This window comes from Dietzia sp. SLG310A2-38A2 (assembly GCF_014145095.1).
In the GTDB taxonomy this organism is placed as follows: Bacteria; Actinomycetota; Actinomycetes; order Mycobacteriales; family Mycobacteriaceae; genus Dietzia.
In genome coordinates this window covers 43,779-68,868 of sequence record NZ_JAALDX010000542.1, presented here as the reverse complement: position 1 = coordinate 68,868, position 25,090 = coordinate 43,779, and the positions used below count along the sequence as shown (strand labels likewise).

Genomic DNA, 25,090 nt, shown 5'->3' with positions numbered 1-25,090 from the left:
GCGCTGGTCGCGATCGCCGCGCTGTCGCGTCTCGGCGCCGTGGCCGTGCTGCTGCCTCCGTCCCCGGATCTGTCCGAGCTGCTGCAGCTCAGCTCTGTGTCCGAGGTCGTCGTCGACCCGGAGCACGCCGCCAAGGTCACCGACGCCGGGGCGCGGGCGCTCGTCCTCGGCGGCGGCGCGGACCGCGCCCTACCCGGAGACCTCGGCGAGGGGGTCGTCGACCTCGAACGAATCGACCCCGATGCGGTCGAGCTACCCCGCTGGTACCGACCGGACCCCGGCCGCGCCGGCGACCTCGCCTTTGTCGTCTTCACCCGCTCCACGGGCTCATGGCAGACCAAGCTCGTGACCAACCACCGGTGGGCGCTCTCGGCGTTCGGCACTGCCAGCGCCGCGCGCCTGACCGCCGCGTCGACCGTCTACTGCCTCAGTCCACTCCATCACCCGTCCGGTCTGCTCACCGCCGTCGGCGGGGCCGTGGCCGGTGGGTCCCGGATCGCGCTGTCACGCGGTTTCGACCCGGCGACCTTCGACGAGGAGATCCGCCGCTACGGGGTGACGGTCGTGTCCTATACGTGGGCGATGATGCGCGAACTGGTCCGCCAGCCGGTGGATCCGCGCGACACCCTCCCGAGGATCGCCCTCTTCATGGGATCGGGCATGCCCCGCGGGGTGTGGCGACGGGTCCTGGACCGCTACCCGGGGACCCGGGTCCTCGAATTCTACGCCGGCACCGAGGTCGATGTCGTTCTTGCCAATCTCTCGACATCCAAGCAAGGTGCTCGCGGCCGACCGCTGCCCGGCACCGCCGAGGTGCGGCTCGTCGAGGTCGACCCCGACGCCGGTTCGATCATGACCGGCCCCGGCGGTTATGCCCTGCCGAGCGAGGTCGGCGCTCCCGGGGTGCTTCTCGCCCGGCCCCGCCTCCGGGTGGACGCCTCCGTTCGCCGGCTGCGCGGGATGTTCCGACGGGGCGACACGTGGGTGTCCACCGACGACGTGTTCGAGCGTGACCGGGACGGCGACTTCTGGCTGCTCGCTCCGGCGAGCACGGTGGTCCGCACGTCGCACGGCCCGGTGTTCCCGATCCAGGTCGCCGACGCGCTCGGGGATCTGCCCGAGGTCGATATCGCCGTGGTGTACGGCGTGCCCGCTGCCACGGGTCCGGTCGCCGTCGCCGCTGTGTGCAAGTGGGGCTCCAAGGCGATCACCGCGGCCGACGTCGGTGGCGCACTCGTCTCGGTCCCCTCCGCCGGACGACCGGACATCGTCCACGTCGTCGCCGACATCCCGGTGACGAACTGGTACAGGCCGGACGCCACCGGACTTGCCGCCCGGGGCCTGCCGAAGGCCGGCCCGCGAACGTGGATCCGTGATCCCGGATCAGGCGAGTACGTACGGCTGACCAAGGCTGTCCGGGACGGGCTGGTCCCGTCGACCGTCACCGACGCCGGACGGTGATCCGCCCTCCTCGGTGCGGCGCGAACGCGACGCCGCGGGAGTGCCATTTCTCGTCCCGCTCGGTGGTCGGGACGATCGCGTACATGCTCAGCAGGGTGCGCAGCACGACGTCCATCTCCATCGTCGCGAACGCCGCACCGATGCATCGCCGGGTTCCGCCGCCGAACGGCAGCCAGGCCGGCGGCGGCGTGGTGTCGAGGAAGCGGGTCGGGTCGAAGCGCTCGGGCTCGGCGAAGTGCACGCTGTCGTCGTGCAGCAGCGAGATCGCGACCATCACGTTGTATCCGCGCGGGATGCGCCACGGGCCCAGGTCGAGGTGCGGAGCCTGCACGTTGCGTCCGGCGAGGTCGATGACCGGCCGGCTGCGCTGCACCTCCAGGATCGTCGCGTGCCTGTAGTCGGTCCCCCCGGCGTCGACCTCGGCGACCAGCTCGTCCAGCACCGCGGGGTTCCGGCTGAGCCGCTCCAGCGCCCAGGCGAGCGTCGTCGCGGTGGTCTCGTGTCCCGCCACGAGCAGTGCGGTGAGCTCGTCGCGGATCTCCTCGTCCGTCATGGACGAGCCGTCGTCGTAGGTGCTCTGCAGCATCATCGCCAGGATGTCGTCGCGCTCGTCGAGTCGGTCGTCGCGGCGGCCCCGGGCGATGAGTGAGGTGATCGCGTCGTCGTAGACCTTCTTGTAGCGGGCGAACCGAGCGCGCGGGCCCAACGACCCCACGCCCACAGCGCCCACGCGCACCGGCAGTTCCGGGGTGATGACCACCGCCGAGCCGGCCTCCACCATGGGCGGGATGACGCGGCGCAGCGTCACGAGCTCATCGTCCCGGGCGCCGAACACCGTCCGGATGATGATGTCCAGCGTGATGCGAGTCATCGACGGCATGGAGGCGAACGGCCGACCGACGACCCACGAGTCGAGTTCGCGCCGGGTCTCCTCCTCCACGACCGCCTCGTAGCCCTTGATGCGCCTGCCGTGCAGAGGCGGGGTGAGCAGCTTGCGACGCCGACGGTGGTCGGTGCCCTCGAGCGCGAACATCGACTGCTCCCCCAGGACCCGACCGAGATTCGGGTCGACGTTGGTCAGCGACTGCTGCGGGGCGGTGAAGAGCTCTTTGGCCAGCGCGGGGTCGGAGATCATCACCGCGCGCCCGTAGATGGGCAGGTGCACGGTGACGGCGTTGCCGTATCTCGCCTGCAGGCGCTGGAGCACTCTGCGCCGGGCGAGGCCGAAGCCCAAGCCCTGGATCGACCTGGGCAGCGGGGGTCCGGGCGGGAGCAGGGGTGCGCGGTCAACGTCGGTAAGGCTTCCTCCGGACGCGGCGGAAGCCGACCTGTCCGTCACGCTGTCCATGGCATTGCATCCTCGGCCTCGGGTGGAGTGCGGGGCGTCGCCCAGCCTACGTGCCGGAAATACGGTGGTGGCGCGGAAAGTGCGACGACGACGAGGTCCTCTCCTGCCGCCCGGCACCGCACCCAATCCGCCGCGACCCCGGCGTCGAATCCCGGGTATGCACTCCGCTTCGCAGTCCCCTCGGCCCGCCGACTTCCACGTCACGGCGGACGGTGCGGACGTGGCAGGGCTCTTTGGCGACTACCTAGATGTCGACGCCGGGCACGATTCACCAGAGCCTGCTGAGTCCGAGCGCGGGGACCTTCTCGGCGCCATGCGCGCATCCTGGGACGACTGGATGCCCGTTGCCACCACGGGCTGGGGCGCAGTGGTGCTCATCGCCCCGTTGCTCGCGGTACATGCCCTCGTCTGGGCATTCGGCGGGCGCCGGCTCCGGTAGGTGCGCCGGCTCCGCTACGTGCTCAGCCTCGACTAGGTGCTCCGCTTCGCCCCCACCCGCCACAGGATGGTGCGCTCCCTAGACCGAGCTGCGTGCAGCGGATCGGCACTGTCTGCGGCGCGGGAATGGCGAGGCGTGGTCTCGCTTGTCCCGACCACGGTCAGTCCGGCCGCGTCGATACGGCTGAGCAGGTCATCGCGAGTGCGCAGTCCCAGGTGCTCGGCAAGATCGGACAGGATCAGCCACCCTTCGCCCTGCGGGGTGAGGTGATCGGCGAGCCCGCTGAGGAAGCGGTGGAGAACGTCGGAGTCCGGGTCATAGATCCCCTGTTCCAGGGCCGAGGTCGGACGCCCGGGAATCCATGGCGGATTGCACACCACCACGTCGGCCCGCCCGGAGTGGCCCGCCTCGTCGTCGTCATAGGGCCACAGGTCGGCCTGGATCACCGCAACGCGGTCCGCCAGCCCCAGCCGATTCACGTTGTCCTGGGCGCACTGCACGGCGCGGGGGCTGATATCGGTTGCCACCACCTCGCGGGCCCCGCGCCGGGCCAGGACCGCCGCGAGCACCCCGGTGCCGGTGCCGATGTCCCACACGACAGGGTGGTCGATGCCCTCCGGCCAGGGGGCGCCGGCGACCAGGTCGATGTACTCGTCGCGGGTGGGGGCGAAGACGCCGTGGGCGGGATGGATCCGAGCCCCCAGGGCGCTGACCTCGATGCCCTTGCGGTGCCACTCATACGCGCTGATGACGCCGAGGAGTTCGGGCAGCGACACGAGCGTCTCCTCGCCGACGGAATCGCTCGACTCGTCGGTGGGCTGGTCGACCGGCTGGCCGTAGGCGTGCGCGCAGGCCTCGCGCGCGTCGGGCGCTCGGCGCAATCGAACTGTGTAGTCAGGCTCCAGTGGGATCAGGATCTTGCCCAAGATCGCCGCGCGCTGGGCACGCGCTTTCCGGTTGGCGAGGAAGACCTCCCCGGGTTCGGAGCTCTGCGGTGACCGGGACGCCCGCTTCTCGAGGCGACGGTCGAGGGCGCGCATGAGCTGCCGAGCGTTATGGAAGTCCCCCCGCCACAGCAGGCTTGAGCCTCTCTGGGCGATTCGGAGAGCCTTGTCTGCGGAGATGTCGTCGGTGATCACGACGATTCCAGTCGGGACAGGTGCGGCGTTTTCGGAGCGCCACCCGGCGGTGCGGTCGACACCGCTCTCCCGCCAGCTGACGGTGTTCACGGGCGGTCCGAGTGCGGCACAAGAGAAGACACATGAATCCTTCAGACGGTCGCGCGCTCGACCCGAGGATGAGGAATGACCGCGCGAGAGCAAGTGACCCGTGATCCGGGCCGAGCCCAGTGTCTCAGCTCTGCCCCCGAACGGTCACGGGCAGTCGATCTCTATCGGTAGACCTCACGCCGATGCGCAACATCAACGACGAGGACTGTCACCCGTTGATCCTCGATCGAGCAGATGATCCGGTAGTCGCCCACGCGGTACCGCCAGAGGTGTTGGTCGCCACGAAGCGCCTTTCCGAGGTACCTGGGGTCTTCGCACCCATGTATTCGCTCCTCGAGGAATGCCCTGATTCTCTGCTGCGCAGTCTTGTCCTGACGACCGAGCTTGGTGATGACCTTCTGGACGTGCGGCGTGACCTCGACCAGATACGCCACTTCAGGACCAGTCCACCTGGCCCAATGGGATGGCGGAGTCGTCTGACTGCCGGAACTCCTCCAGACGGTGTTGGGCCAGGTACCAGTCCTCCATCTCGTCGAGCCCGCTGCGGATGAACTCGCTCGCATAGAACGACTTGGACCTGCCGGTGACGCGAGCCAGATGGTCCAGACGGGCGATGGTCTGGTCGTCCAGCTTCGTGTTGAGTTGTTTAGCCGTCATGACACCTCTTCCGTCGGTATACGAGTATAACCAGCATGCCAATACCGGTGTTCCTCATCCGGGCCCGTTGTAGGGCAGCCGGTCTAGCGTCCAGGCCCAGTTGATTCGCTCCTGCTCCAGTCGGACCTGGTCGCCGAAGCGATCGGAGACGAGGTCGTCATAGACGGCGGCCTCCTTCGCTGAGAGCCGGCCGAGTGCTGCGCTGGTCGGGGCGTTCTCCCGCCCCCACCGGTCGCGATGGGCGTGCAGGGTCTCCGCGTCCATCAGGAAGGACCGGGTCTGCGGAAGGTGGGTCCGGAGTCGATGCAGGATCGCGAAGCCGTGTGTATCAAGATCACCCCAGTAGTGCACCTCCGCGTCCTGCAACACCGCCCAGCGCCCGAGTCGCGCCACGTCGAATCCCCTGCCCCAGATCACTACCCCGTCGGCGGGCACGGGAAGCGTGAGGTAGGTGACTTCGTTCTCCACCACCACGGCTGTAGTGAATCGCAGGTCGAGATCGTCGAGCTCGTCGACCCGAACGCTCAGCTCCGAGACAGGGATCGGGCCGATGGAGGCGGCGAGGCGGATACGCACGTACTCCGGTTTTGTGTGCAGCCCGAGGTCGATCAGGAACGGCCCCGCCTGACGCGATATGCCGAGTAGGTCGGCGAGCACCGATCGCCTGGCCTCGACGAACTTGGTGTCCACACCCGGAGCGTCGATCTGTCGAAGGTATTTCCCGCTCCCCCGCGCGGCATCGAGCCACCGGTAGGCCGTCAGGAGCTGCGACCACTCGGCGGTATGGCCGAGCGCGGCGACCGGCTTGGCGAGCAACCACTCGCGCACGCGCTGGTCCGGGGCCGAGAGAATCATCTGCTCGAAAACAGCCACCTGTGCGCGGACCCCCACCAGTTCCCAGGCCTGCTCCAGCCGGGACACCACGGCATGCGTAGGGATCTGGTTTCGCCCGACCGCCCGGCCACCGATCACCTTGTACCGGAGGTCGTACCGCGATCCGTCACGGCTGCCGCTGATGAGCGCCGCCATCCAGTTCTGCACCTCACTGAGGCGATCACCTATCTCTGAGGCCCGGGGTCCTCCGAGCGGGACCTCGATGGGCGCCAGTGGTTCGCCCTCAACCAGTGTCCGGAGCAGGGTGCCGTCGTCCCAGCGGCGGCGCACCTTGTCGCGAACGGTCTCGGGCGTGGCCCACCTGCGCGCGCTCGCAGCCATCAGCGGCCGCCGCTCTGTTGGTGGTACTCCTCAGTGGTCATCATGACCACGCGCGAGTATCGCCCCTCGACATTGTCCACGTACCCGATGGATCGCACGTAGGGCGCAATCACGTGCACCTTCTGCAGCGGCGTCACGATGAGCAATTGGATACCGAGTTTGGCGAACAATTCGAGGGCGTAGCGGGTGGAGGCATCCGAGCCGCGGCCGAACGCCTCGTCGATCACCGCGAACCTGAAGTCGCGGGCCTTGTCCGCTCCCCACTCCAGACCGAATTGATATGCCAAAGACGCCGCGAGGATCGTGTACGCCAGCTTTTCCTTCTGACCGCCTGACTTTCCGTCGGAGTCACGGTAGTGCTCCCACTCCTCATCGGTTTCACGATCGCGTTCGGAGGCGGAGAAGGTGTACCAGTTCCGCACGTCCGTGACGCGGGATCGCCAGGCCCGGTCGGTGTCGCTGTGCCCTTCGCGGCCCCGGAGACGCTCGAGGATCGCGCGCACCTCCTGATAGCGCTGCTCGGAGTACTGATCATCCCCGCCGCCGAGCGCATCGTCGGTGACTGCCCGTAGGTCCGAGCGGAACTGCCGCACGTCCTGGTTGACCGTGTTCTCGCGGTCCAGTCGCACGTAGCGTCCGGGATTGAAGTCGATCGCACCGAGCGCCTCGTTGATCTTCTCGATCTTCTGCCCGATGTCGTCAGCCTGGCGCCGGAGCCAGTTGTGGAAGCCGGCGAGTTCGCGGATCGTGTTCTTCTTGAGCTGGTCCTCGAACTCGTCCACGAACCGCGGCAGGTCGTCGTCGGCCACCCGCTCGTGGAACCGGACGTACTCTGAGCGCGCCTCCACCGACGCGTCCATCTCGGTGGTCTGCTCGGGCCAACGCCGACGGATCTCCGCCATGGCCTGCTGAATGCTGGTGGTGTAGCCGTTGAGCTCACGCTGGGTGCGGTCGGTCTCGGAGTCGATCGCGTCGGAGAGGGCCCGCTCCTGGCGGTGGGCCTCGTCCGCGCTCATCGACACCGCTTTCGTCGAACCAGCACGGCCCTGGCGTTCACGCAGCCGCGGGTAGATCTCGCGGGCGGCCACGAGGATCTCCTCGTCCAATTCTTCGAGACCGCGCTGGTCGTGTGTCATCTGCTCGGTCTCGTGCTCGATCCGGCTCTGCCAGCGACTGTGCTTGTCCGCCAATGCTCGTTCGTCGACTCCGAGGACGCGGACCCCCTCGTCGACGTCCGCGAGCCGCCGGTCGATCTCGGCCAGCTCACTGCTGCCCTCCACCAGGCGGCGACGCTCGGCCTCGGCGGCATCTGCGCGGGCCCGGGCCTCCTCCCAGTCCAGATCCCGCCACGACGGATAGTCGGCCAGTCGCGCGAGTGCGGTGTGCCGCGCGTACGCCTCCCTCTGCCCGCGGGACGCGTCCTCGAGCCAGGTGTCGAACTCGGCCACCACGGAGTCCAACTGCGCGCGGCGCTCCTGCAGGGCCGCGACCTTCTGCTCATTGCGCCAGCCCAGTACCCAGCCCCGAGGGTCGGTCGCCGACCTCCGGTCGTCCTTCACGTGTCGGTCGCGCGACCGGACCTGGCCCTCGCGGGTCACCGCCCGGTCGGCGTTCCGGAACTCCTCAAGGGTCGCTGCGCAGCGGTGGTCCGCGCGCGCGAACAGTTCCTTGTGCAGGTACCCGTGCAGGGGCGTGGCGGCGATCTCAATGGTGTCCGCCAGTAACAGGCCTTCGGTCTGCGGGCGCTGCAGCGAGACATGCCGCTCGGGGACACGCTCGTACACCAACCGGACGCCCGCCTCGCGACCATCGGCACGCCGGGCGACCAGCCGGCGGGAGTTCACCCACTGCGCCACCTCGGCATAGTGCCGCTGGGGCACCAGCAACGACACGGCGAACCCACGCAGCACTCGTTCGGCGGCGCCGCGCCACTCCGCGTAGTCCTCGGACACGTCGAGCAGTTCGCCCGCGAACGGCAGATCCACCTGATCCAGTCCGAGCTCCACGCAGAGCTCGGCGCGCAGCTGGAGCTGTTCATCCGGGAGATTGCTACGGCGACCGGCGAGACTGGCTAACTCCTCCTTTACCTCGCGCAGCTGCTTATTCTGTTCTCCGCGGTCCAGCACCAAGGCGTTGTGCTGACTCTTTAGCTGGGTGGCCTCGTCCTCGAGTTCCGATCGTCGACGGGCGACGTGGGCGGCGAGGTCGGAGAACCCCGCCGCGTCGCTCACCGGGTCCAGGCCGGCGCCGGCCACGGCGTCGTCGAATCTCTCCCGCCGGCGGAGCCGGTCGTCGGCCTGCTCCCCCGCCTGCCGGGCCTCCCGCTCCAGCTCGCCGATGCGGTTACCACCAGCCTCCGCGCGGGCGGTGACGAGCTGGTCGCGCTCGACCCTCAGATCCGCGGCCTCCGCTCGTATCTGCTCAAGCTGGGCGGTCGCTGCGTCGACGTCCGCGCGTATCCGGTCGATCTCGGTCCTTCGCAGCTCGATGCGCAGTTCCGCGAAGTAGGGCCGGATCGCCACTCGTTCCTCGTGGAGTCCGCCCCGACGGTCGAGTGCGGCGTCGAATTTGTTGATCGACTCGACGAGCGGCTCCAATGCCTCGAGCTGCGCGCGGGCCCGCTGCACGGCGTCGTAGGCGCGGGTGAGGTCCTCGAAGTGCCGGATGATCCCCTCGATGCGTCCGGATGCGTCGGCCGGTTCGAGCATGTGGGTGCGGACGAATTCGTTGAGATCTCCCACGGCCTTCATGGAGATGGTCTGGTGAAACAGTTCCATGGCCTGCTCGGAGCGGATCCCCAGCAGGCGACGCATGGCGCGCCCGTAGGTCGGGAAGTCCTTCTCGACCGTCGCCCCGCCGGCGCGCAGGCGCTTGAGCAGCGCGCCCAAGTCGGAACCGAAATCGGTGAAGTCCGCCTCGATCGACAGGGCGCGGTCGGCGGTGATGAACCGTCGCCACGGTTGACCCGTGGCGTCCAGCTGCTGGAACACCTGGGCGAGCGTGACTTCGTCGCTGTACCCCTCGTTGACGAACACTCCCAGGATCACCGAGTACGAGCGCCGGTCCCGCAGCGCCACCGGGCGGACGCTGCCCGTGGCCTCGTTTCGCTCGGTCTTGTGATGGCCCTCGACGTAGGAACGCAGGGTGCGCTCCTTGCGCGCGGCGCCGGCCGCCTTGTTGTAGTCGATCCGGTGGGAGGGAAGCATGAGAGTGCTCACCGCGTCGACCAGGGTGGATTTGCCGCTGCCGATATCGCCGGTCAGCAGGAGGGTCTCGCCACCGGGTTCTAACTGCCAGACCCGGGAGTCGAACGTCCCCCAGTTGTAGACCTCGAGCCGGGCCAGGCGGAAGCCCGGGCGTCCGCCCGCGTCCAACTCGACAGAGGAGAAGAGGCCGTCACTCATAGGTGGCCTCCGCATTTCCGGCTCCGACGTCGGCGTATTCGGCCAGCTTGGCCGAGAAGTCGGACAGTGTCTCGGCGTCCACATATGCCTTGAGGATCCTGCGCACCTCCCAGGTGTCCTTGCGTCCCCGGAGTTGGCGGAGGAAGCCCATGGTGACCAGCCGGTTGATCGAGGTGTCGACCTGTTTGAGCACGCGGGCCTCGTCGGTGCTGCGGGCAAGGAAGAGTTGGAGCATTTCGACGATCTCCCCTTGGCTGAGCACCAGCTGTCCTTGGTCGCCCGCCGACTCGAACTCCACCAGCCGCTTGCGCAGCAGCACCAGAAGGAGGCTGTCGGTGTAGGTGAGCGCGCGCCGCCGGATCACGCGTGGGAGCGGCTCGTCGCCGTCGGGGGTCTCTGCAGTGCGGAGGTAGGCGTATCCCTCGTCGTCGTCGATCACCACATCGAGTCCCACCACGGCGAAGTGGTCGCGCACGGCACCCCGATGACGCAGGAGGTCCGCCCAGTCGTCGGACTCCTGGTACACGACTCCCTGCATGAGTCGGATGGCACTGGTCGCGATCGCGCGTTCCTCCGGTGTCACCGGCGCTTCACCTCCACCCGCGGCATCCGCGCCCGCATCGCTCGTCCGGCCTCGTCGTACTCGATCACCGTCTCATCACGCTCATCGGTGGTCACCTCGAGCTCGTCGTCCTCCAATGCCAGGTACCCGACAAGTTCCGCCGCACCGTGCTCGACCGGGTACATGGCAATGATGTCTTCGAGCAGGGCGGTGCCGCGCGCCGGGATCAGCGAGCGGAGTCGGGCGGCGAGCCTGGCTGAGTCGACGATCACCTGGTCGGTCAGAACGGAGGTGTCCACGTCCTCGTGCTGCGCCGGAGGGAGGAGACTGTTTACCTCGGCGGCGGGCCGCACACTGTGGAGGGGCCGTTCAGTGGGTAGGGAGATGTCGACGCCGGTCTCCTCCAGCTCCACACCGAAGCCGGGTGAGGCGCCGTCACGCAGCCGCAGTGCGGTGCCCTCGATCTCTCGAACCAGGTCCAGGACGCGACGATTCTCCAGCCAGATCTGGTCGTCGGTGAATCGGCGGAGTTGCTCGGAGATCTGCCGCACCGTCAGCTGGGTGCGTTCGGCGGCCTCGGCCCAGCCGTGGTGCACTGTGCGGATGCGGCGGTCCACGCCCAGCTCAGCGATCGAGGTGAGCCGCTCGAGGAGCGTCGACAGTTCCTCCTGACTGGACGCCGACAGCAGCAGATCGTAGAACGCTTGGAAACTGCGTCCCTGGTCGGAGGAATCGATGCGACTCCGCCCGCTGACGAGTTCCGCCAGCAGCTCGCCTTTGCTCCCGTCCCAGGTGGCGATACGTTCACGGGCCGAGCGGTCGAGCGCGCGGAAGTTCTCCTCCACCTCACGGAAGTCGGCGAGCAGCTCGCGGGCGGTGGAGGCGAACTGTTGGTAGCGATCGCGCACGGCCGTCATATCGAGCAGGCCGGACTCCGGGTCCTGGCGTATCTGCTCGATCTCGTGCTCGATCTCGCGTTTGCGCCGCTGCAGCTCGTCCAAACGCACCGCTGGGTCGACCTCGGTGCCCTGTGCGATCTGCCGGAGTAGCTCCACTGCGGTCTGTAGCCGCGACTCGGTTCCGACGAAGGGCCGCTCCGCCAGACTCTGGACCCACGCGTAGGCCTTCTCCAACGCCGGGGTGGCGTCGTAGTGGATCTCGTCTGTGCCAAGCGGGTAGAAGCGACGCAGGAACCCGGACTCGGGCGCCGCCCATTCGGCGAGGTAGTCGGAGGCCGAACGGGGGAATCGCGGTCGGTCCGGATCGTCCGCGTTGAGCTGGTAGAGCTGGTCGTCCAGAGCGTCGACGATCTGCCCCTGGGGACTGGCACCGTGCCCCTCGTCCACGAAGAAGCGCCCGAGGAACGACAGCAACAGCGGCGCGTGGGTGGCGCGCAGCATCCGCCAGGCGGGGTGCCGCTCGCGCAGCGACTCGATCTGCGCGTAGTCCACACGGCCTCCTCGTGGCGGAATTCCCGGTCCGCGGTTCCACCGGGCTTGCGCCCCCGAGTCTATGAGTGAGGTCGGACACCGTAGCCATCCGGCCGGCCCGGCCGCCGAGCAGTTCTTCGCCGCCACCCTCGCCGACCCGCGGGGAGTGACGTACCGGCATCGGTACCGGTGGTCGGGCGGGCGGGCCGTCGACTACTGGGGCCATGTCCTAGATAACGACGACGAGTTGGTCCAAGAGCGCGCGGACGCCGAGTGGCAGGTGATCAAGCGCCGTTGACCATCCGCCAGCCTCACAGTCGCGACCACGCCCCCTCCCACCACGACTTCGACGGTGGGCCCGCTCGCCTGGTGCCGGGCGCTCCGCGCAGCGCCGGGAATGAGTTCCTACCCGACCAGCGGTCCGCCGAGCTTCCAGTACCCCAGGAAGGCGACCCGTTCCTTGGGCATGGCGAGGTCCGCGGTGAGGTAGCGGCGCAAGCGTGTGGTGGCACCGGCCTCGCCGGCGATCCACGCGTAGGCGGTGGGATCGCCGGTCAGGTCGGCGCCGTTCTGAGCGCCCCACTCCCGGACCGCACGCTCAAGCGCGCTGTCTGGCGCTTGCTCGACCGTGCTGTCATCCGCGCTCTTGCTTGAGCTGTCGTCCGCGGAGCCTCCAGCCGTCACCGCGTCGGGCTCGATGACGCGGATGCGGGTGCCGGGCGCAGGCGACTCGAGAGAGTTGTCGACCGGGTTGCTCAGCTCGAGGAACACATCCGCCCGTGTGTCGTGGGCCAGCGCCGCGAGGATGTTGCGGATCGCGGGCAGCGCGGAGGCGTCGCCGACCAGCAGCAGCCGGGAGGGCGGCTCGGGCGGTGTGTAGTGGATGCCGTACCCGGTGTAGCCCGCGCGGGCGTCGGGTCCGGTGAGCACCAGCTCGTCGCCGGGTGCGCAGGTCGCGGCCCAGGTGGACGCCGGCCCGGCGGGCTGGTGGAGGAACACGTCCACGTCGATCTCCCCGACCTCGGAAGGCGCTGTACTCCCAGGGGCGGGTGGGCGCGGAGCTCGTCGTCATCGGGTTGTCTCCTCTTGGACCTGGACGGGATCCTCTACGTGCACAGGTCGGCCGCGCGGCACCACGAGCGGGCCGCCGGTGACTGGATCGGCGATCACCACGTTGGGCAGGTCGTAGATCTCCTCGACGCGCTCACTGGTCACCACCTGCTCCGGGGTCCCGGTGGCGACGATTCGCCCGTCGCGCATGGCGATGATGTGGTCGGCGTAGCGGGCGGCGTGGTTGAGGTCGTGGAGCACCGCCACCACTGTCCGGCCGCCGCGGTTGAGGTGAGCGAACAGCTCCATCAGCTCCACCTGGTGGGCGATGTCGAGGAAGGTGGTGGGCTCGTCCAGCAGCAACAGGTCGGTCTTCTGGGCCAGGACCATCGCCACCCACACGCGCTGCCGCTGGCCACCGGAGAGCTCGTCGACCGGCCGCGCGGACAACTCCCGCGTGCCGGTGGCCTCGAGCGCCTCGCGCACGGCCTCCTCGTCCACGGTCGACCACTGGCGCAGCAGACTCTGGTGCGGGTACCGGCCGCGCGCCACTAGGTCAGCCACGGTGATGCCGTCGGGAGCGAGCGCCGACTGCGGCAGCAGCCCCAACCGGCGGGCGACCTCCTTGGCAGGCAGGGAGCTGATGGCCTTGCCGTCGAGGATCACGGTCCCGGACCGGGGCGCCAGCAGCCGCGACAGGCCCCGCAGCAGGGTGGACTTGCCGCACGCATTGGGGCCGATGACCACGGTGAACGAGCCGGCCGGGATTTCTGCGGAGAGGCCGGTGATCACGGGGTCGGCGTCGTATCCCAGCGTCACGTCCTGCGCGAGGAGCCGGGAGGTGGAAGCGGTCTGGTCAGGCACGGCGGCGAATCTCCTTGATGATCATCACGACGAGGTACAGCCCTCCCACGGAGACGGTCACCACGCCGACCGGCAACCCCACCGGCAGCACGTGCTGCGCGATGAGGTCCGAGGCCAGCAGGAGCAGCGCCCCGACGAGTGCGGAGAGGGTGAGCGAGAGGTACGGCGTGCGGGCCAGGCGCTTGGCCACCTGCGGGGCGGCGAGTGCGACAAACGCGACGGGGCCGATCACCGCGGTGGCCACGGAGACCAGCAGGACCGCGATCAGCAGCGCGAGGGTGCGCACGAGGGCGGGTCGGGCGCCGGTGGCGGTGGCCACGTCGTCGCCCAGGTCCAACTGTCGCAGGCGCGGCGTGAGGGCTACCAGCACGAGCAGCAGCGGGATTCCGCAGGCCACGGCTCCGGCGACCGGCACCGCGGTGACGCCGTTGAGAGTGCCGACCCCCCAGGCGGTGGCGAACATGGCGGTCTCGAGCCCGATCTGCAGCAGCATCCAGGTGTTGGCGGAGGCGAGGATCGCGGCCACGCCGATGCCGATCACGATGAGGCGGAATCCCTGGACCCCGCCGCGGTGGGCCAGTCCCCAGATCACGGCCGCGGTGGCGAGCCCGCCGACAACCGCGCCGGCGGTCACGAGCGGCCACCCCGCCGAGGTGAGCACGAGGGTCAGCAGCATTCCGGTGAACGCACCGTTGGACAACCCGAGGAGGTCCGGGCTGGCGAGCGGGTTGCGGGTGACGGTCTGGAAGAGCGCACCGGAGATCCCCAGGAATCCGCCCAGAGCGATCGCGGCGAGCGTGCGCGGCAGCCGCCACTCCAGTACGACCGTGCGGTCCAGCGCTCCCCCACCGCCGAAGAACACCTCCAGGACCCGGCCGGGGCCGAGCGTGTAGGTGCCGAGCCCGAGGGACAGGACCCCCAGGACGACGACGACGAGGACCACGCCCACCGCCACGCCGATGCTCCGTGCCCGGACCGGCAGTTCGAGCCGTCCCACGCGCAGGACCCGGCGCCGGTAGCCGAGGTCGATCGGGGTGGTGGTGATCGGGGCGGTGCCGGTCCGAATGGTGCTGTTCCGAGCGGTGTCGGTCCGAGCGTCGATTCGAGCAGAGTCGATCGGGGTTGTCATGACAGGCTGCTCGCCTTCCGCCGGCGGGCCAGGATGATCAGGACGGGAGCGCCGACGAAAGCGGTGACGATCCCGACGGGGATCTCGGCAGGGGCGATCAGCACGCGGCCGAGGACGTCGGAGAGCAGGACGATCACCGGAGCCAGGAGCATGGAGATCGTGAGGATCACGCGTTGGTCGACGCCGAAGATCCAGCGGGCGACGTGCGGGACCATGAGGCCGATAAAGGAGATGGGTCCGGCGAGCGCGGTGGCGGTGCCCGCGAGCATGGTCACGGCGACGATCACCCCGATGCGGATACCCAAAATGTTGGCGCCCTGCGCGCGGGCCACGTCCTCTCCTAGCGCCAGCGCGTTGAGTCCGGGAGTGAGCACCAGGGCCAGGATCACGGCCACACCGATGAACGGCAGGAGTGGCACCAGCACGTCGAACCCGCGGCCGAGGAGCGAGCCGGCGTTCCAGGAGCGCATGTGCTCGAAGGCGTCGGGGTTGCTCAGCGTGAGGCCGGTGGTCATGCCGGAGAACACCGCCCCCAGCGCGACCCCGGCCAGGGTCAGGCGGATGGGGTCGGCGTTGCCGCGACCGGAGGAGCCGATGAGGTACACGGCCACTGTCACCACGAGCGCGCCCAGGAATGCGGGCCACACGAACTGCGAGGAGTCGCTGAGCCCGAAGAAGCCCACGCCCACGGCGATGGCAAAGGCCGCGCCGGCGTTGACGCCGAGGATGCCGGGATCGGCGAGCGGGTTGCGGGTGAACGCCTGAATGAGTGCGCCCGCCGCGCCCAGGGCGACGCCGGCGATCACGCCGGTGACGGTGCGCGGGATGCGCAGGTCTTGAACCACGAACCGCGCCTCGGGCGAGCCGCCGCCCTGCAGTACGTCCCAGACGACGCCCGGCGGGAGCGTGTTGGAGCCCACCATGACTGAGAGCGCCACCGAGAGGGCCAGAAGCAGGACGAGGCCGACCAGCCCCAGGATGATGCGGACTCGCCGGCCCGTCGTGGCGGGCTCGTGGTGCGGCGCCTTCTCCGACGCCGAGGTCCCCGTCCCGTCGCCCTGGGGCGCGGGACGGGGATCGGAATGGGTGGTAGCGGTGGTCACTGCTGCGATCGGAGGAACTCTTCGATGTCATCGAGCACCAGCTCGCCGCCCCGGGGGCCGACGCCGGAGACCCAATAGCTGGTGTCCACGAGCGTGACCGAGGGGAACTCGGCGCTGTTCTGCGTGATGGCGTCGGGCATCGTGGACTCGTCGGTCACGTCGGAGGTGGTGACGAACACGTGGTCGGCCTTAGCCCGGAGGATGTTCTCCGGCGAGATGTCCGCCTGCAGGCCGTCCTCCCAATTCTGCTCGGGGATGGTGAAGCCCACGCACTCCAGGGCACCGCCCGCGAACGAGACGGGGCCGTAGAGGCTGAGTGTGGTCTCATCGCGTGGGCGGACCATGTTGGCGGTGGTCCCCTCCACGGAGAACTCGTCCTTGATCTCCTCGCAACGGTCGTTGAAGCCGTCCAGCAGCTCTTGGGCCTCGTCGGTCTTGCCCAGGGCCTCGGCGATCAGGAGCACGTTCTCCTGCCACGGGTCGGCCTGCGTCTCCATGAACACGGTGGGGGCGATGGAGTTCAGCTGCTCGTACAGCTTCGAGTGCCGCGAGTCGGTGCCCAGGATCAGGTCGGGCTGCAGCTCGGCGATGGCCTCGAGGTCCGGCTCCGGCACCGTGCCCACCGGCTGCACGCCGTCAACGCCCAGGTACTCGGGCACGCCGGCGACGTTGCTGGCCACCGCCGCGCCGACCGGCGTCACGCCCAGCGCGACGGCCGTGTCCAGCTCGACGGGCTCCAGGACCACCACGCGCTGCGGCGCCTCCGGCACCTCGGCAGTCCCCCGCGCGTGTTCGACGCTGCGCGTCATCTCCGAGCCGCCGGCCGCTTCCGACTCCTGAGCGTCGGAGGAGCAGCCTGCCAGGACCAGTGCCGCTGCGAGTGAGGCGGTCGCGAGAGACACTGCTCTGGGCGAGACAATTCTTCGTGACCCAGCCGGGCGGGATAGTGACGTGCGCATGGGGATGGGGCCTCCCGGAGTGGTGATGTACACGGTGTCGGCCGTAGGCCGCTCGTTAGGTTAGGTGAGGATAACCTACATCGCCACTATGGTGAGGGTGCGCACGGGCCCCTCCCGACGACGAGATCGCACGAGGTTTGAGAACTGCCCGCTTTCGTATCGAGGCTGCCCCCGACCGGCCGACCGAGCACGGGGGAACCGCTATAGAGGATCAGCGGGATAGGGGCAGGGAGGTTTAGCGCCACTCCACTTCATGGCGGCTAGCAAGAGATTCGCCCTCGCTCGGCCAGATGTCTGACCAGTATGTGAGTATTGCACCACAATAAGATTGCCCTCATTGAGAGCGAGTTCTTCGCTCGTACAGGAGTCCCCTTGAGCACTACATCAATCTTCGCCGAGTCGGTCCTGCGCATGGGCGCACTTGAAGTGACGGTGCGCCATTTCCCCGCCACCAACTACGCGCTCGCCCATAACTCCATACCGGTGATCTACGAAGTCGAGGCCGTAAACAGGAGCGCCTACGACCGCACGACTGCGGTTTCCGTGAGTGCGACGTTGACGTCGACGGACGGCAAAGAACTTGCCCAGAGCGCGACGATCTCTATTCCGTCCATCGAGCCTCGATCCCGGTTCTATTCGCCGGAGCGCGCGCTCGTTCGCCCCCACCTGGCAGAAGTTGTGGGACGTACCGAGAGTTACCCTGCCCATTTCGAACTCATACTCCATGGCGACCCGAAGGTGGGCGCCGACACGATCAATCCAGACGACCTCTCGCAAGAGGCTGAACGGATCGGCCGACCGGTGGACCTCGAGGAGGTCACCGAGCTTCAGCCGGAGTTTCGGATCCTCGCTGAGAACGAGTGGTTCAACTCCCCCGCGTTCTTCGAGTCACTATCCGCGTTCATCCAGCCAAACGCACCCGAGGTCAGACGCGTCCTCTCAACCGCATCACAGCTCCTCAAGGAACGCACCGGCGACGCGTCACTCCAGGGTTATCAGGCGGGGTCCACTCGTGCCGCGACCATCGCCCTGGCCGTCTTCGAGGCGCTCAAGGCCGAAGGCATCCGGTACATAAACCCGCCCGCGTCATTCGAGAACACCGGCCAGCGGATCCGCTCGACCAGCGAAGTCCTGAGCACGAAGTTCGGAACGTGTATCGATCTGGCGGTCACGTATAGCGCCGTATGCGAGGCTGCGGGACTCAATCCCGTCGTGGGGATCGTCAATGGTCACGCAGTCACCGGCATCATGCTGGTGGAGCAGAACTCCCCAACACCCGTAGTGCTCGAGGAGGGGGCCATCCGCAACCTCGTGACCTCCAGCGTCCTGCTTCCCGTCGACGCAGTCTTCTACGACACGGCAAGCTTCGCGGCCGCAAATACGCGTGGGCGGGAGATTCTCGCTGGCACCCAGATTCGTGGCTTGATCGACATCGCCGCTAGTCGTCGGGACGGCATGCGCCCCATTCCTACAGACTCGGCGTCCGACGAGAACCCCGACAACTCCGTGGATCCGAACGCACCCACCGCGGATGGCGACTGGGCACTTCCTTCGCTCGGCGCGGCCGATGACTCGGAGGTCAGCCGGGCCCTCCGAGCCGACAATTCACCCCGGCGTGTGCAGAACTGGAAGCAGTCTCTGCTGGACCTGACGCTGCGGAACCGCCTTCTCAACATCAAGTCCAACGCAGAGGTGATGGAACTCGTCCTGCCCAGGGACGGCCTGGCCGAGTTGGACGACCAGATCCACAACGGGAGGTCCGTGAGCTTGCTGGGTAAGGACGCGGTGAGCGACCTGCGTCAACTCCAGGGCGTTACCAGTGTCCTCGACCTACCCCACGACCAACTTCTCGATGAACTCGTCTCCGGACAGCGGGTCCACGCGGACATCACGGAGAAGTCCTACAAGACGAGGCTTCGGAGCTTAGTTCGCAGCGTGCGCACCCTGTTCGAGGAGACCGGAAGCTCAAACCTATACCTCACGCTCGGCAGCATGGAGATTCTGGGGTCTACTGGAAACCCAGCTCAGGCTCCGCTCTTTCTCATCCCCGTGAAGATCACCGGCGGAACGGGCAACTCTAGGTTCGCGATTTCTATCGATACCTCTACACAAGCGACTCCCAACTACTGCCTTGTGGAGTGGCTCCGCAACAAGCACGACGTGGTGATCCCGTCGCTCAATGAGCCCCCACTCGACGACAGTGGCCTGGACATCACACGGGCGCTGGAGGAGATCAGTCGCAGTCTGACTGCCCACTCGCTCCCATACGAGATTCGAGAGACCGCATTTGTGGGCATCTGTAAGTTCTCGACCTACGGCATGTGGCGAGATCTTGAGGAACAATGGGAATCATTCGGCCGGTCTCCGGTCTTCCGCCACTTAGTTGAGAAGTCCGGCTCTAGCTTCGTCGACCCTGCGGGCGCCGAGGATCTCCGCGACTTCGACGTCCCCGAACACCAGCTGACCCTGCCTATTGCAGCCGACGGCGCCCAGATGCGAGCGATCGTCGCTGCCGGGCAGGGCCGCAGCTTTGTCCTGGAGGGTCCACCTGGCACGGGCAAGTCGCAGACTATCACCAACCTCATCGCCCATAGCCTCCTACAGGGCCGCACGATTCTGTTCGTCGCGGAGAAGCAGGCGGCACTGGACGTGGTCAAGGGGCGATTGGAGAAAGTCGGACTGGCAGACTTCGCGCTGGACCTCCACGGTGTCGACCAGAAACCGACGAGTATCCGGAACCAGCTCAAAGCGTCTATCGACCTGAAGGTCGCATACGACGACCGGACGTGGCGAACTGTCGTCGACCGGTACCGGGCTCGTCTCGACCCGCTTCGGGAGTACCCGGACAAGATTCATTCCACCAACCCCGCCGGGTACTCGCTCTGGTCGGCCGTCACAACGCTGGACGAGTGCGGTCCGGGACAGATACTTCCCATTGATGCCAAGTCGGTCACCTCGCCTGAGATCGACGAATTGCTCCTTGAAGACGCACTCCGGGATTTCGAGAGGATTGCACGCAGTACTCCCCCGGGCGCCAATCCCGAATGGGATCTCATCGGCCCCGGCGCCACGGCTGCCACGGACGAAGAGCTGATCGCCGCGGTTTCCCGCTTTCGCACCGCCCTTGACGGACTTCCGCCGGCTGTGCGAGACGCGGTCGAGGTCGAATCCGCCACGGTCGACACGGTTGCGCCAACAGCGTTTCTGACCCCGCTGGTGAATCACTTGGAAGAACTCCACGCACACGGTGAGGTGCCGGCGCGGGACCTCGACGCTGGACCGAGCCGGGAGATGGCGAACCGCTTTCAAGAACTGGCTGCCGCCATCCACTCGTTCCGGCAGCGGATCGCGCCGGTCCGCACAGTGGTCCCCGACATCGCGCTCGTCTCCGGCGATTTCGATTCTGCCGCCCAGCTCGCCGGAGCGATCGACGACAAGATGTTCGGCAAGAAAAAGCGACGGGCAGCGTTCGACGAGGCGGCCGCGCAGCTCGTCTCCGATCCGGCGGCGATAGCCCCCGAGAGATTCGGAGCTCTCGCCGCCGACGTCACCCGCGCACGGCAGGAGATGAACGCCCTCGACGAGCGACTCAACACTGTGCTCTCAGGAAGCCGTCACTTCGGGCGCACCTGCCTCGACGACTCTCTACCGACGGACATGCTGAAAGAAGCGGCTGTCGTGGCATCGATCGCGGACTCGATCGAGGCTCAAGCCCACTTCGCCCGCGAGCACCAACAGTTCCGGTCGATGATCGCGGATCACGGTGTCACTCACTCGGATGTTCCCGCCATCCGCGAATTCGACGCCGCGTGGGCGACTCTTTGTGCGGCACTCGACGTCACTCGTGACCGCCTGGATCGCTGGCGGGACGGTCAGCCGTGGCTTACCAGACTCATCGAGATCCTGCCCAGGTGGACGGAGCAGCTTTCGGGAAACGGTGGCGGGATCGTCCGACGGTCGGCGGGGCTGATCGCCTCGTTAATACCGTTGAACCGCGTGGGATTGGATGCGGCCGCGTCTGCCTTGTTGTCCGGGGAGATCGAGCCCGTCGAGACCACGGTCGCACTCCGCCGAGGACTCGCCACTGCGTCAATCGAGGAACGCTCCACCGCGTTCGGTCTGTCCGACTTCGACGCTGTGCGCAGGGACGGCGACGTCGAAGAATTTGGCCGGGCGTCGGCCCGACTCCGCCAAGAAGCGCCCAACGCGTTGGCTGCCCGCCTGCTCGACCAGCGACCATTCCGCGCAGACCGGCTCACTGGCGAGGTCGGTGAGCTATCTCGCCAGCTCAACAGCAAACGCGGTGGACTGACCTTCAGACGGTTGATGGAACGCTATGGTTCGACGATCACAGCGATCACGCCGTGCCTCTTCGTCTCGCCAGCGTCGCTGGCGAACTTTGTCCCGGCCGAAGGCCCACTGTTCGACATGGTGATCTTTGATGAGGCGTCGCAGGTCACCGTAGATCAGGCGGTCGGCGCTCTGGGCCGGGCCAAGTCCGCGGTGATCGTAGGCGACAGCCAGCAGATGCCACCCACCAAGTTCGGCTCCTCGACCTCCGGGGCTGACGACGACTTTGACCTCGACACGGAGGACGAGGTGGTCCCCACCGACCTCGAGAGCATCCTCACCGAATGCGTCGAGTCGGGGCTTCCGCGCTTGTGGCTTTCCTGGCACTACCGTTCACAGGACGAACGGCTGATCGCGTTCTCAAACAACCAGTACTACGAGGGAAACCTGTCTAGTCTTCCGTCCCCCGGCGGAGAACCGGACGCGGGAGTCGACCTCCAACGTGTCCCGGGGCACTTCCACCGGTCAATCCCCAGGGAATGGAAGAACGGCGGAGCGCCCGAGTACCGGCACGGCATCACACCTCAGCTTCGAACCAACCCGGTCGAAGCCGAGGCGATCGTCGACGACATCGCCGCACGAGTCAACGACCCGGCCCGTGGCGGACAGTCGATCGGCGTCGTGACGTTCAACGTCCCACAACGCGATTTGATCCTCGACGCGCTCGAAAGAAGTGACGATCCGCTCATCCGAGCCCGACTCGACGATGAGGAGGACCCCCTGTTCGTCAAGAACCTGGAGAACGTCCAGGGTGACGAGCGGGATGTGATCCTGTTTTCCACCGCATTTTCCGCGAAGACCGCGAGCGAACGACTCCCGCTCAACTTCGGACCACTGAGCCGGGCCGGTGGCGAGAAACGCCTGAACGTTGCGATTACCCGAGCGCGCCGAAAAGTCGTGGTCTTCTCCTCATTCGATGCAGCCGACATTGACCTCGCACGTACTAACTCGAAGGGGCTGGCGGATCTCCGCGGCTACCTCGAATCCGCGCTTATCGACACAGTCGACGGTGGTGCCGCGGCGCGTATCAAGAACTCCATCCGCGATGACCTCGCCCAACGCCTGCGGGACAGCGGGTTCGACGTGACCACCGAGTACGGTCTCTCCGAGTTCACTGTTGACCTCGCGGTGCGCCATCCCGGGGAAAGCCGCTGGGAATGCGCCGTCCTGCTCGATAGCGACCGGTGGGCCGCGATGCCCACAGTGTCCGACAGAGAGATGACCCCGGGCCTCCTCGGCAACATGATGCGGTGGGGTTCCGTGGTCCGTGTCTGGTTGCCGGAGTGGCATTCGCGGCCGGACCAGGTCGTGAACAAGATCATTAACTCTGTCCGGCAAGGACACCAGGATCTGCAGGAACGTGACCTTGTTCTTGCGGAATCTCGCCGTCAGATGGAGGAGCGGCTGGCCGAGGAGAGGCGACGGACCGCCGCTCGTCTCGCAGCGGAAGCGGCCGACGTTGACGCTGCAGCGGATGATCAAGTTCCAGTGACCGTCGAACACCTTGAGTGGGCGGAGGCGGATGACATCGCGGTTGAGCAGTACGTGGACGAGGTCACCCGGTCAGAGTTTGCGGTTCCACCTCTTCATGAAGAAACTCCGTCTCAGGCGACCCCACTCGCCGACAGTAAGGGACTCGTCACCACCGCTGAGGAAGTCGCCCGTGATGGCGACCGGGCTGTCCTCGTTCGGAGCGGTCAGGTACGCGAAGTCCGATTCACTCCTGTTGCCGACCCTGAGCTTGGAACAAAGGACGACGTGGCTGCGCCCGTTTCCCCAGATGTGCGAGCGCTAGTCTTGGAACGGCTTAGCCACGTGGTGGCAGCAGAGGCACCCATGACTCCCGAGGAGCTCGCGCGGAGGGTCGGTACGTGCTTCGATGTCCGGCGCGTGTCCCAAAAAATGCGGGACGTCCTTCTCGCCGACCTGCCGAAGGAGTGGCTTCACACGTCACACAACGAGCCTTTCGTGTGGCCCGAAGGCGTCACCCCAGCGACGCTCGACACCTATCGGCTCGATACCGGCCGGCCTTTGACAGACCTTCCACTCGTGGAGATCGCCAACGTGATGGTCGGGGCTGGCTTCGACGGCACGGAGTCCGAGGAGGACCGGTTTCGAGCCGTACTCGAGAAATTCGGGATGAAGCGTCTGACCGCCGGCATGACGGACCGACTCCGTTTGGCATGGTCGGTCGCGACGGCCGAAGAAGGGCCGTCTGCGTGAAGCCGCATCAACGTGTGATGTCCGTTCATTTGTCGTAGCTCCTCGCTAGCTTTACTTCTGATCAATCCGCACCACTGTTCTAGACGGCCGATGCCTCGAAGCTCACAGTGCTCGAATCCCAAGAATGGATAACCACTTTGTCCAAGAAGATCGTTTATCTGCACGGCGTCGGCGAAGGCGATCCCCAACGCAGCTGGTTGGCGGGCCTCAATCACGGTCTCGCGGCGGCCGGAGTCGGCCCGGTCGACGAGTCGGAGGTAATCTGTCCCGACTATTCCTGGCTTCTCAACGCAATCGGCGTGAAGCTCAAGCATCCACCCGTGACGTACAAGGTGAAGGGGCCCTTCCGGATTTAGAGTGCGTTGATTCGAGCCTGGAGCCCACCGGAGTGGATGAGTGATCGCAGGATGTAGTGACCGAGGTTCCGGAAGCCCAGGGCGATCCCGCGCAAGTGCTCGAGACGTCCGTTGATGGCCTCGACGGGGCCGTTGGAGGCGCCGATGTCGAAGTAGGCCAGGATTTCGGCGTGGCGCCTCCAGAGCGATCGGCCGAGTTGTGCGAGCTCCGGCAGCTCGGTGGGTACGCCGGAGCGGATCGAGCGCAGCAGCTTATACATCGCGATCTTGCCCTCGCGCTTGCCGGAGTTCTCATAGGCGTCGATCAGTCGCTGGTAGACGCAGTAAGTGATCTCCACGGCGGCGTGCGCATCGTTGGCGACGAATGCCCGCCACAGGCGGATTTTCTGCTTGTCGGTGAGCAGTTCCGCCCTGGTGTTCAAGGTTCTGCGGATGCCGTACAGCGGATCGCCGGAGCGGCCCCGGTGCCCGGTGGTGGCCTGTTGAACCCGCTGACGGCACACGGTGAGCTTGTCTGCGGCTAGGTGCACGACGTGGAACGGGTCCATGACCGTCCGCGCCGCAGGCACAGCCTTGGCGGCGGCCGAGTGATAGCCGGCGAACCCGTCCATGGTGACGACCTTGATCCGGTCACGGAACGCCTGGTCACGGGCGTCGAGCCAGTCGGTCATGACTTTCGCCGAGCGGCCCTGGACCATGTCCAGCAGGCGGGCCGGGCCGGTGCCATCGACCACCGGGGTGAGGTCGACCAGCACGGTCACGAACGAGCTGCTGCCATCGCCCCGGACGTGCTTCCACTTGTGCTCGTCCACCCCGAGGACGCGGACGCCCTCGAGGTGGCCGGGCTGGTCGTAAACAATCGTGCGGATCTTCGAAAGTGCCAGGTCGTTGACCAGGTCCCAGCCCAGCCCGAGGGCCTTGGCCACGGCGGAAACGCTGGTGCGGTCGATCGCCAGTGAATATTCGTCTCACTGGGGGCCAGGGCTATTGCCTCTGGGGGCCACCGACTGTTTGCGCGAGTATTGCGCTTGGGGGCCAGTAGCGGCTTGCGTGGGGGCCACCGACTCTAGGCTCCTTCCGCCATGTGTATAGGGCACGTGGCGGAAGGAGCACTTGGTGATGGTACGGAAGATTAGAGCGAAGCTTGTGCTGCAGCTTCGCAGCGAGGGCCTGTCCGGTAGGGCGATCGCGGCCTCGCAGGGCATGTCCCGCAAGAGCGTCACCGCGGTGTTGGAGGCCGCCGATGCGCACGAGGTGACGTGGGACGATGTCGCCAACCTCGACGACAGTCAGGTGTACGAGCGACTGTTC

Annotated in this window: 18 protein-coding genes and 2 pseudogenes; 6 read left to right on the top strand and 14 right to left on the bottom strand. The window is 67.1% G+C overall.

The annotated features are described in order from the left end of the window. The coding region (locus tag G6027_RS17520) for an AMP-binding protein (protein WP_182638244.1) at positions 1-1,461 on the top strand (1,461 nt) is incomplete at its 5' end. Here the strand turns inward: G6027_RS17520 and G6027_RS17515 are convergent. Then, entirely contained in the window at positions 1,442-2,809 is a 1,368-nt protein-coding gene (locus G6027_RS17515) for a cytochrome P450 (protein ID WP_241727244.1), read from the bottom strand. The genes G6027_RS17520 and G6027_RS17515 overlap by 20 nt on opposite strands. A 157-nt stretch (positions 2,810-2,966) precedes the next feature. On the opposite strand from G6027_RS17515, the gene G6027_RS17510 reads away from it, so the two are divergent. Further along, positions 2,967-3,248 (top strand): hypothetical protein, encoded by a 282-nt coding sequence (locus G6027_RS17510; RefSeq protein WP_182638243.1) that lies wholly within the window; start codon positions 2,967-2,969, stop codon positions 3,246-3,248. Positions 3,249-3,280: 32 nt separating this feature from the next. Here the strand turns inward: G6027_RS17510 and G6027_RS17505 are convergent, their stop codons facing one another. From G6027_RS17505 to G6027_RS17475, 7 genes are all read right to left on the bottom strand, one after another. Further along, positions 3,281-4,477 carry a methyltransferase gene (locus G6027_RS17505; RefSeq protein WP_182638242.1) on the bottom strand — a complete coding sequence of 399 codons (1,197 nt, stop codon included), beginning with the start codon at positions 4,475-4,477 and terminating at the stop codon, positions 3,281-3,283. A gap of 161 nt (positions 4,478-4,638) precedes the next feature. After that, positions 4,639-4,911: a type II toxin-antitoxin system RelE/ParE family toxin gene (locus G6027_RS17500; RefSeq protein WP_182609775.1), complete on the bottom strand. Its 273-nt coding sequence runs from the start codon at positions 4,909-4,911 to the stop codon at positions 4,639-4,641. Between the two features lies 1 nt (position 4,912). Beyond that, entirely contained in the window at positions 4,913-5,134 is a 222-nt protein-coding gene (locus G6027_RS19175; RefSeq protein ID WP_182638241.1) for a ribbon-helix-helix protein, CopG family, read from the bottom strand. A 54-nt stretch (positions 5,135-5,188) separates the two neighbouring features. After that, positions 5,189-6,349, bottom strand: a complete 1,161-nt coding sequence (locus tag G6027_RS17490; protein WP_182638240.1) for a Wadjet anti-phage system protein JetD domain-containing protein — start codon at positions 6,347-6,349, stop codon at positions 5,189-5,191. Further along, complete coding sequence (locus G6027_RS17485) at positions 6,349-9,753, bottom strand: SbcC/MukB-like Walker B domain-containing protein (RefSeq protein ID WP_182638239.1); 3,405 nt, start codon at positions 9,751-9,753, stop codon at positions 6,349-6,351. Before G6027_RS17485 ends, G6027_RS17490 begins: the two co-directional genes overlap by 1 nt. Further along, positions 9,746-10,291 (bottom strand): DUF4194 domain-containing protein, encoded by a 546-nt coding sequence (locus G6027_RS17480; protein WP_182638264.1) that lies wholly within the window; start codon positions 10,289-10,291, stop codon positions 9,746-9,748. The genes G6027_RS17485 and G6027_RS17480 overlap by 8 nt, the downstream gene beginning before the upstream one ends. Positions 10,292-10,332: 41 nt before the next feature. Then, positions 10,333-11,766 (bottom strand): DUF3375 family protein, encoded by a 1,434-nt coding sequence (locus tag G6027_RS17475; RefSeq protein WP_182638238.1) that lies wholly within the window; start codon positions 11,764-11,766, stop codon positions 10,333-10,335. A 61-nt stretch (positions 11,767-11,827) separates the two neighbouring features. Between G6027_RS17475 and G6027_RS17470 the strand changes: the two genes are divergently transcribed. Beyond that, the gene (locus G6027_RS17470; RefSeq protein WP_182638268.1) at positions 11,828-12,043 is read left to right on the top strand and encodes a hypothetical protein; all 216 of its coding nucleotides are present in this window, start codon (positions 11,828-11,830) and stop codon (positions 12,041-12,043) included. Positions 12,044-12,150: 107 nt separating this feature from the next. Here G6027_RS17470 and G6027_RS19170 read toward each other — a convergent pair whose 3' ends face one another. The 5 genes from G6027_RS19170 to G6027_RS17445 are packed head-to-tail and all read right to left on the bottom strand — an operon-like array spanning position 12,151 to position 16,700. Then, on the bottom strand, positions 12,151-12,756 hold the full coding sequence (locus G6027_RS19170; protein WP_182638263.1) for an SIP domain-containing protein: 606 nt from the start codon (positions 12,754-12,756) through the stop codon (positions 12,151-12,153). Between the two features lie 57 nt (positions 12,757-12,813). Beyond that, positions 12,814-13,659, bottom strand: a complete 846-nt coding sequence (locus tag G6027_RS17460) for an ATP-binding cassette domain-containing protein (RefSeq protein WP_182638237.1) — start codon at positions 13,657-13,659, stop codon at positions 12,814-12,816. Beyond that, complete coding sequence (locus G6027_RS17455) at positions 13,652-14,788, bottom strand: iron chelate uptake ABC transporter family permease subunit (protein ID WP_182638236.1); 1,137 nt, start codon at positions 14,786-14,788, stop codon at positions 13,652-13,654. Before G6027_RS17455 ends, G6027_RS17460 begins: the two co-directional genes overlap by 8 nt. Beyond that, positions 14,785-15,891: an iron chelate uptake ABC transporter family permease subunit gene (locus G6027_RS17450; RefSeq protein WP_182638235.1), complete on the bottom strand. Its 1,107-nt coding sequence runs from the start codon at positions 15,889-15,891 to the stop codon at positions 14,785-14,787. Before G6027_RS17450 ends, G6027_RS17455 begins: the two co-directional genes overlap by 4 nt. Beyond that, positions 15,888-16,700, bottom strand: a complete 813-nt coding sequence (locus G6027_RS17445) for an iron-siderophore ABC transporter substrate-binding protein (protein WP_241727243.1) — start codon at positions 16,698-16,700, stop codon at positions 15,888-15,890. Before G6027_RS17445 ends, G6027_RS17450 begins: the two co-directional genes overlap by 4 nt. A gap of 522 nt (positions 16,701-17,222) precedes the next feature. Here G6027_RS17445 and G6027_RS17440 point away from each other — a divergent pair. Both G6027_RS17440 and G6027_RS17435 read left to right on the top strand, forming a co-directional pair. Beyond that, the gene (locus G6027_RS17440; RefSeq protein WP_182638233.1) at positions 17,223-23,423 is read left to right on the top strand and encodes a DUF4011 domain-containing protein; all 6,201 of its coding nucleotides are present in this window, start codon (positions 17,223-17,225) and stop codon (positions 23,421-23,423) included. Positions 23,424-23,560: 137 nt separating this feature from the next. Next, positions 23,561-23,779: a hypothetical protein gene (locus tag G6027_RS17435; RefSeq protein WP_182638232.1), complete on the top strand. Its 219-nt coding sequence runs from the start codon at positions 23,561-23,563 to the stop codon at positions 23,777-23,779. On the opposite strand, the pseudogene G6027_RS17430 reads toward G6027_RS17435, so the two are convergent. Then, a pseudogene (locus G6027_RS17430) lies at positions 23,776-24,735 on the bottom strand (ISL3 family transposase); the annotation flags it as partial. The gene G6027_RS17435 and the pseudogene G6027_RS17430 sit on opposite strands and share 4 nt — an antisense overlap. Before the next feature lie 163 nt (positions 24,736-24,898). Here G6027_RS17430 and G6027_RS18345 point away from each other — a divergent pair. Beyond that, positions 24,899-25,090: pseudogene (locus G6027_RS18345) on the top strand (IS21 family transposase); the annotation flags it as partial.

What these genes read in the sequence shown, in the direction of transcription:
- G6027_RS17515 (WP_241727244.1), bottom strand. Translation starts at nt 2,809, where the DNA reads ATGGACAGCGTGACGGACAGGTCGGCTTCCGCCGCGTCCGGAGGAAGC.
- G6027_RS17455 (WP_182638236.1), bottom strand. Translation starts at nt 14,788, where the DNA reads ATGACAACCCCGATCGACTCTGCTCGAATCGACGCTCGGACCGACACC.
- G6027_RS19175 (WP_182638241.1), bottom strand. Translation starts at nt 5,134, where the DNA reads ATGACGGCTAAACAACTCAACACGAAGCTGGACGACCAGACCATCGCC.
- G6027_RS17445 (WP_241727243.1), bottom strand. Translation starts at nt 16,700, where the DNA reads ATGACGCGCAGCGTCGAACACGCGCGGGGGACTGCCGAGGTGCCGGAG.
- G6027_RS17510 (WP_182638243.1), top strand. Translation starts at nt 2,967, where the DNA reads ATGCACTCCGCTTCGCAGTCCCCTCGGCCCGCCGACTTCCACGTCACG.
- G6027_RS17480 (WP_182638264.1), bottom strand. Translation starts at nt 10,291, where the DNA reads ATGCAGGGAGTCGTGTACCAGGAGTCCGACGACTGGGCGGACCTCCTG.
- G6027_RS17470 (WP_182638268.1), top strand. Translation starts at nt 11,828, where the DNA reads ATGAGTGAGGTCGGACACCGTAGCCATCCGGCCGGCCCGGCCGCCGAG.
- G6027_RS17485 (WP_182638239.1), bottom strand. Translation starts at nt 9,753, where the DNA reads ATGAGTGACGGCCTCTTCTCCTCTGTCGAGTTGGACGCGGGCGGACGC.
- G6027_RS17490 (WP_182638240.1), bottom strand. Translation starts at nt 6,349, where the DNA reads ATGGCTGCGAGCGCGCGCAGGTGGGCCACGCCCGAGACCGTTCGCGAC.